We start from the raw sequence: 7223 nt of genomic DNA, 5'->3' as shown, positions 1-7223 counted from the left end.
AGTTGGCTGCTAGAACTATGGTACAGCGACGCAAGATTAGTTATGCCACCCAAACAGAACTTGGTACCAAAGCATGGGATATTTTCATGTCCCTGGTTGCCACTACTCGTAAGTTAGGTATTAGCTTTTTTGAGTATATGCATGACCGGATTTTGCAACTCGGTGATATTCCCTGTTTGGGTAACATTATTCGAGAGAAGTCTTCTTCTAACCCATTTGGTTGGTCGTGGCTACCTGAATAAATCTCTACCCCGAAATTTTGAGCCGATACTTTATTTGAACAAATGGAAACCTTGAATTGGGCTATTCCCATTGCTACGTTTCAGGGATTCTTTAAATAAATTACACTCTCCATTCAGAGTATAATTTATTCCAATTTTTTACTTTTATTGCTTCAATTTTAGTTGACCTATGAACTTAAATTATCGCTCTAATTTTCCTTATAGCGTTCTAGCAGGGACGGCATCGATTGCTACTATTGTGATAATTCAGCAAACTATGTATGTTACTTTAGCTGATACGCCAGAACAAATCCAGCGCAATCAACAAATTAACCAGTATGTTAAATCCATTACTGTACAAGTTAATCGCCCCCCTAATTCTGTGATTGGGCAAACGACAGATGGTTCTGGGTTTATTATCAAACGTGAAGGCAACACATACACTTTATTAACTTGTAACCACGTTGTTAATCCAGAACATGGGCCCAAACCTGTTAGCATTCGCACCAGCGATCAGGCAGAATATAAAATTGCTAATGTCGTAAGTTTAGGAACAGATACCGTAGGAAGTAACGACTTAGCTTTAATTACATTTAATAGCGATAAAACTTATCCCATTGCCACATTTAGAAGCTCTAATCAAATTAGCAAGGGCAGCAAAATATTTGTAGCCGGATTTCCAGTCAATAATGATCAAGGGCAAATTGGCCCTGCTCGGGAATATAAATTCCAGAAAGGAGTTGCTTTGCTCAAAAAAGCACTGGGAGAAAAAGGTGGCTACACGATATTTTATGCCGCTCTTACAGAAGGTGGTATGAGTGGTGGCCCAGTCTTAGATGATGACGGGAAAGTTATAGGAGTGCATGGTACGGCAACGCAAACTAACTCTTATCGTGCAACAGAAGGGGGAGGACAAGAAAAGACAATCAATTTGGACGTAGCCATTAAACAAGGAGTGAGTGGAGGTGTCCCAATTGATACCTTTATGGCTATTGCTCAACAAAATAAAATTAGTGGATTACAAGTAGATAATTCAAAGACAACAGATAATCCTCAACAAAGAATCAAGAATCCACAAACGACTGACGATTGGTTGGCAAAGGGACTGTCAGAGCCAATTAATAAAACGGTAGCTATTAACAGTTTTACAAAAGCGATCGCTCTTGACTCCAACAATAGTATTGCTTATTTCAATCGAGCTGATGCTCGGTATGAAATGGGGGATAAACAAGGTGCGATCGCTGACTATAATGAGGCGATTCGCTTTAATCCCAACAATCCCATTGCTTACTACAACAGAGGGGTAGCGCGATATTATGTCGGTGATAAACAAGGTGCAATTGCAGATTTTACTGTTGCCCTGAGTTTTGATCCATACGATGTTTTAGCTTACTACAGCCGAGGATCTATCTTCCGCGCTTTGAAAGATGGTCGCGGCGCTTTTGCCGATTTTGACCAAGTTGTTCGGCTTGTACCAAACCTGCCTCAGTCTTATTACAACCGGGCGCTAGCTCGTGCCATGTTTAGCGATCGCCAAGGCACTATTGCTGATTTTACTCAAGCGATCGCTCTTAATCCCCAGTTTACTGCTGCCTATATCAACCGTTCGCTGACATTGCGCCGCATGGGACAGCTACCAGCAGCGATTCAGGATTTGAACACGGTATTGAGTTATGAACCAAACAATAGCATTGCCATTTTCCGTCGCGGCTTGTTCCGACGCGATTCAGGCGATCGTCAAGGTGCGTTAGAGGATTTACAAACAGCTGCCAATTTATTCCAGCAAGCTAAGGATACTGCTAGTTACCAAAAAGCAATCTACACTATTGAACGCTTACAGTCATCATTCTCTCCTGTTTCTCCTAGTCAACCAAACAACGCGCAACCAAGTGGTGAAACTACTCCAGACGGTATGAATGAACCTATCTAATTAAGAGTCCAGAGACGTTGTATGCAACGTCTCTACGTAACATCTGATGAATTTCAGAAGGTAGACGAAAAAGTTATGAAACCTCAGCACTTTAAACTAATCTGTAGGAGATTATTACGATTTGGTACTACAGTCTGTACATCTACTTTTATACCAACATTTTGTATTGCAACGGCTGTTCCAATAGCGATTGCCCAGTCCTTTCCACCATCGGGTTTTCCTTCTCACTCACCCCTGAAAATATCTCCTCTAGATGGAATTTGGAAACTCCAGTGGCAAATGAATGGGTATTCTTTGGATGGACTTCTAACTTTGGCCGGCAGTTATGGCACCATGACCGTTAATGTGCGCTATTCCAATAGTCACATCGATATTGTGCAACAAACAATGGTGGTGAAGTCTGCTGGAGATCGATTTATTATATTTGGACAAAATCCCGTCTATAGTGGGACGAATATACCAATCGTTTCCTATATACCCGACACTTTTTTGATAGAGCAAGCAAGCAATTTGGAAGGTTGGAACGCTAAAAGTTGTGATAGCACTGAACGATGTTCGCAAGTAAGAATGCAGTATGTTAGCCCTGCTTACCCAGAATATGTACCAAATATTATACCAACCCCATAATTAAGGTTAGAAAACCTAACTATTGACTATTGATATTAATAATTAAATGTACAAATTGACTTTTAATTATTCTAAGAAATTTGATTTTCGTTTATCTGGATGGAATAGAAGTTAAAGGGTGTATAATTGGATTTTTTAAAACTTTTTTTAATTATTTAATAATATTTAGATTAGGTTTAGCTCATGTTAAATCAACTACTAACCGGGCGTTACAAAATACTGAAAGTCTTGGGTGCAGGGGGATTTGGACAAACTTATATAGCTCAAGATATTCACAGACCGGGTAATCCCACTTGCGTTGTCAAGCACTTGAAGCCAGCAAATGCTGAACCTGCCTTTTTAAAATCAGCTCGATATTTATTTGAAAAAGAAGCTGAAGCTTTAGAAAAACTAGGTCATCATTCCCAGATTCCTCGGCTTTTAGCTTATTTTGAAGAAAAGCAAGAATTTTTTTTAGTTCAAGAATTAATTGAAGGTAACGTATTATGTTCAGAGTTATTACTTAACCACCCTTGGAGTGAAAGCCAAGTAGTCCAACTATTACGAGAAATTTTAGAAATTTTAGATTTTGTTCACAGCAATGGAGTTATCCATCGTGATGTTAAGCCTAATAATATTATTCGTCGTCAGCAGGATAATAAACTAGTTCTAGTTGATTTTGGTATAGTTAAGCAAATAAATATGCAACTGGCTACAGTACAAAGCCAGATGAGTACGTCTATTGTTGTAGGTAGTTTAGGCTATATGTCACCTGAACAGGTAAGAGGTAAACCTCGTTTCAGCAGTGATATTTATGCTTTAGGGATTATCGCTATTCAAGCAATAACAGGGCTAAACCATCAGCAATTGAAAGAAGATGCTAATGGTGAAATTGACTGGCAAAGGTACGCTCAAGCCAGCCCTCAGTTAGCTGGTATCCTTAGTAAGATGGTACGCTACCATTTCCAAGAACGCTATGAGTCTGCTAAAGAGGTACTGGCAGTACTTGAATCCTTGGTAGTTGAATTAGGATATGCAATAACACAGCCAGACCTTTCTTCTAGATACTCTCAAACCGAACCAGTTACTAACTTTGATAATGTACCAGTATCCCCTTTTGGGCAAAATTTAAATATCACTAGTGTAGGGAATAATTACCAACCATTAACAAGTCCAACTTTCAATCTATTTGTTTCTCAACAAAGCTCTGAATTAAGAGGCTTTGCCAGAATCATTACTTTAATTAAATCTCCACTAGGAGTTACTTTAAGTCTTATTACCTTTGCCAATATATTTGCTGTTTTTACTCTTGATTGGCACAAAACTCAAAAGTTATTAGCAAGCGTACAAGATGTTAAGTCTTTGAAGCAAATAAAAGAATATGAAAAATGTATAAAAAGAGGAAACGACTTTAGTCTGATTGCTAATAAATCATTAATATATAAACAAGCCAAAACTGAGCTTTTAAGTACTTTAAATGAGTGCAGAATTTTACAAGCTAAGACTATAGCAACAAATCTAAACTTTTCTGAAGCAATTAAGCAGGCTGCTCAAGTTCCGGCAAATCAACCTTTTTCTCAAGACGCTCAAAACCTGATTAATGAATGGTCTAGAAAAGTTATTACACAAGCAACACAAAAATATGAGAATTTAGGAGATGTGAATAATGCAATTATTATAGCTAGAACTATTCCACCGAAAAGTGATAATTTTATAAAAGCTCAAAAGTTAATTGATGAATGGCAAAAAGATTTTAATAACAATAAAAAACAATTGCAAGCGGCACAAGGTGCATTAGCTAAAAATGAATTTGATGATGCAATCACTTCTGCAAACAAAATTTCTGATACTCAGTATTGGCAAGAGCAGAAAGAAGCAATTATTCAAGAAGCAAAGTCGAGCCTCAAACAAGATAATCCCAAAACATCTGCCCCTTCTCATGTTAAAAGTGTAAGAAGTAAGATAATATCACCTAAAATTCCGAATTCTAGAAGCGAAGGTAAAAAATCAAATTCAAATCCTTCCTCTAAAGTTCCGAATTCTAGAAGCAAACGAAAAAAATTAAATTCAAGTCCCTCCTATAAAAAATCTCGGTCAGTGATGAGAAAACGAAACTCAGAATCCCAACTTCCATTTACTTCAGAGCCTTCAATAATTGAGACTTGTGAGAGTTCTGACTGTCAAGATAATTCAATATAATTAATATTGTAAGGTAGAATTAAAAATTCAAAATCAATCCGGCGTAATTAACGCTGTAAAACCAAATGATTTTGTTTAGTTAATCTGGCTTGCCAGTTAGGTTCAACTACAATTATGCCAAATTTTTTAACAACGATTGCAGGCCCATTAATAATATCTTCTAGTTGTAAATCCTCTCGTCGATAAACAGGAGTATGATACCAATTATCAGCAGTAAACATCCGTACCGTTTCAACAGATGTGGGTACTTTATTTATAGAACGAGTACGAGTGTTGGGCTTCAAAAAAAATGAACTTGTTCTCGTCCCAGTCGAGATGCAGGGTAAGACGGATTTCATCAGGGTCTAATCTTTCAACACTTTTACCCCGCCAACAGTTAGCCCCTGTTAGCTCCCAGTCGAAAGACTCTGTAGAAATCTCTGCTATGGCTACGTTTGATGCCGCATTCTCAACTATGCTGACTGAAGTGGGAATTTTCTGCTCTTTCTCGTCAACTAAAAATAATCTGTATTTAGGCGGTATCTGAGCAAGACTGATAAAATACTTAATGATTTCTGGTACAGCTTGTTGAAGGGTAAGGCGATCTCTATCAAGTATGACCAGATGCTCCTCTACTGTCGGGTACGAAAACAGGCGATCGCGCACAGCAATATTGGTTTGTCTAATTCCTGAAATATTTAAGCTTTTTTGCAGGTATCGGATACTATTTATAATTCTGTGCTGAAGATAAATTTCAATGCCAAAGCTTGAATAAAATTCTTCACCTATATTTTCAAAGGGTTGGTCTTGTTGTCGCACTTTGGTAAAGTTATACCAAGCTTGAGGATTAGACATAATCCGGTAAATCATTAGTTCATCTTCAGCACTACTCTCCAGTCCGGCTATCGCCAAGTAAACTTGCTTGTTTAGTAATGAAGGGTAGGTGAGTTTGTGACGATTAGGGGATTTCATGTGAACACAGTCCCAAAGCAGCGAGGATAACCCTTCAGTAGTGAACAGACAAGGGTTATCTTGGAGGAGTAGTTGAAAAACTGGTACTGGATTATACATTGATTTAGCTTCGTGACAATATGATAGAGCTAGTGCATTCTTTCATAGCTAGCATTTGTATTTTTTACACACTTAAGTATACTTAAATCAATAATTTGGCAGACACATAATTTTTTGGTTTAAATATCATTTATATCGGTTTTAGATAGCTTCAAATTCTTGATTTAGTGATAAATCTCAGGAATGCCACTACAAGGCTACTCTTGCTTAACTTTTGAAAATTCTCTAAGTTAGACATGGCTATCCTTCACAGAAAGGCTAGTTCAGGCGATCGCGCTCTTGGCGGGGAGCGATCGCTTTTAGTTATCCACCCCTTAAGAGCAGATCACGTTTCAATCCCTAATTCCGCTCCCAACGCTTTCTCTATACTCCGCAATGTTTCAATAGGCAATTCCTGAATTTTTTCGTTCTCAACCCTGTGCCAATGAGGAGTGCTAATACCTGCCTCTGCTGCTAATTCCGTTAAGGATTTAGGAGAAGCTTTTCTAAGAGCTTTAATTTTTTCCCCCAATCCTGGAATTTCTTTACTAAACGTAACCCGCATTAATGTTAATTCCACATGCACTACTCCTTAAGTATCTTTTGCTGGGTTAGTTTTCTCATGCTTCTATAATTACATATTATGCACTACTTGACAAGTACTACTCAAGAGGATAGTGTATTGATCATAAGAGAGGAAACAAGCGCTAGCCTCTCAGCTAAACATAGAGGCGCTCACCATCGAACCTTGACAATAGCGAATCTATTAATCCACCTAGAAGGGTAACTGATGCACTGGCGAAACCAGAGAAAGCGAGGGGAACAGGAAGGGAAATTGATTTGCGATGAATAAAAAGTTGCTACAGCATTACGGAAGTCGCTTTGAAGCTCGTTGCCGACTACCGCCCGATCAAGAGATATGTTGCTGTAGCAAGCTCCAGTTACTGACTAGGAGCAAGAAATATAAGGCTTCGCCAATTCTAGATTGAGAGTGTTGTGCTGAAAGCACAACAAACTTACCAATAAAAATAGGGCGATCGCCCTGTCTGCAAAACTAGCGATCGCCCCTATGCCCCAACCTACTAAAGAAGAGGCAATTTATAATCATGACACAAGTTTCAGCCCGATACCTGTCTAAATGTTATTTAGCCGCCAGATAAAAGTTTGGCAGTAGAGACGTGAGGATGCTTAGGATCTTTGACCAGAGGCGGCTTCTTTTTCTTTTCGGTTCGGGGCTG

The 7223-nt window shown here is 38.5% G+C and carries 5 protein-coding genes and 2 pseudogenes; 4 read left to right on the top strand and 3 right to left on the bottom strand.

Going from position 1 to position 7223, the window contains the following annotated elements; all coding sequences use genetic code 11:
* The 4 genes and pseudogenes from H6G97_RS41550 to H6G97_RS41535 form a co-directional block, all read left to right on the top strand.
* Positions 1-242 (top strand): annotated as a pseudogene (locus H6G97_RS41550) (hypothetical protein); the annotation flags it as partial.
* A 169-nt stretch (positions 243-411) separates the two neighbouring features.
* A complete protein-coding gene (locus tag H6G97_RS41545) occupies positions 412-2151 on the top strand; it encodes a tetratricopeptide repeat-containing S1 family peptidase (RefSeq protein WP_190946418.1) in 1740 nt (579 codons plus the stop codon).
* Between the two features lie 21 nt (positions 2152-2172).
* Positions 2173-2778: a hypothetical protein gene (locus H6G97_RS41540; RefSeq protein ID WP_190946417.1), complete on the top strand. Its 606-nt coding sequence runs from the start codon at positions 2173-2175 to the stop codon at positions 2776-2778.
* 183 nt (positions 2779-2961) lie between these two features.
* Positions 2962-4956: a serine/threonine-protein kinase gene (locus H6G97_RS41535; protein ID WP_190946416.1), complete on the top strand. Its 1995-nt coding sequence runs from the start codon at positions 2962-2964 to the stop codon at positions 4954-4956.
* A gap of 47 nt (positions 4957-5003) precedes the next feature.
* On the opposite strand, the pseudogene H6G97_RS41530 reads toward H6G97_RS41535, so the two are convergent.
* The 3 genes and pseudogenes from H6G97_RS41530 to H6G97_RS41520 all read right to left on the bottom strand — a co-directional run.
* Positions 5004-5228: pseudogene (locus H6G97_RS41530) on the bottom strand (hydantoinase/oxoprolinase family protein); the annotation flags it as partial.
* A complete protein-coding gene (locus H6G97_RS41525) occupies positions 5206-6006 on the bottom strand; it encodes a hypothetical protein (protein ID WP_190946415.1) in 801 nt (266 codons plus the stop codon). The gene H6G97_RS41525 and the pseudogene H6G97_RS41530, both read right to left, overlap by 23 nt.
* 325 nt (positions 6007-6331) lie before the next feature.
* A complete protein-coding gene (locus H6G97_RS41520; RefSeq protein ID WP_190733682.1) occupies positions 6332-6565 on the bottom strand; it encodes a helix-turn-helix domain-containing protein in 234 nt (77 codons plus the stop codon).
* Positions 6566-7223 lie beyond the last annotated feature (658 nt).

Source organism: Nostoc flagelliforme FACHB-838 (assembly GCF_014698065.1).
Classification (GTDB): domain Bacteria; phylum Cyanobacteriota; class Cyanobacteriia; order Cyanobacteriales; family Nostocaceae; genus Nostoc; species Nostoc flagelliforme_B.
This window is presented reverse-complemented; position numbering and strand designations above follow the sequence as displayed.

Excerpts from the sequence above, each read along its gene's own strand:
- H6G97_RS41545 (WP_190946418.1), top strand. The coding sequence starts at position 412 with ATGAACTTAAATTATCGCTCTAATTTTCCTTATAGCGTTCTAGCAGGG.
- H6G97_RS41540 (WP_190946417.1), top strand. The coding sequence starts at position 2,173 with ATGCAACGTCTCTACGTAACATCTGATGAATTTCAGAAGGTAGACGAA.
- H6G97_RS41535 (WP_190946416.1), top strand. The coding sequence starts at position 2,962 with ATGTTAAATCAACTACTAACCGGGCGTTACAAAATACTGAAAGTCTTG.
- H6G97_RS41525 (WP_190946415.1), bottom strand. The coding sequence starts at position 6,006 with ATGTATAATCCAGTACCAGTTTTTCAACTACTCCTCCAAGATAACCCT.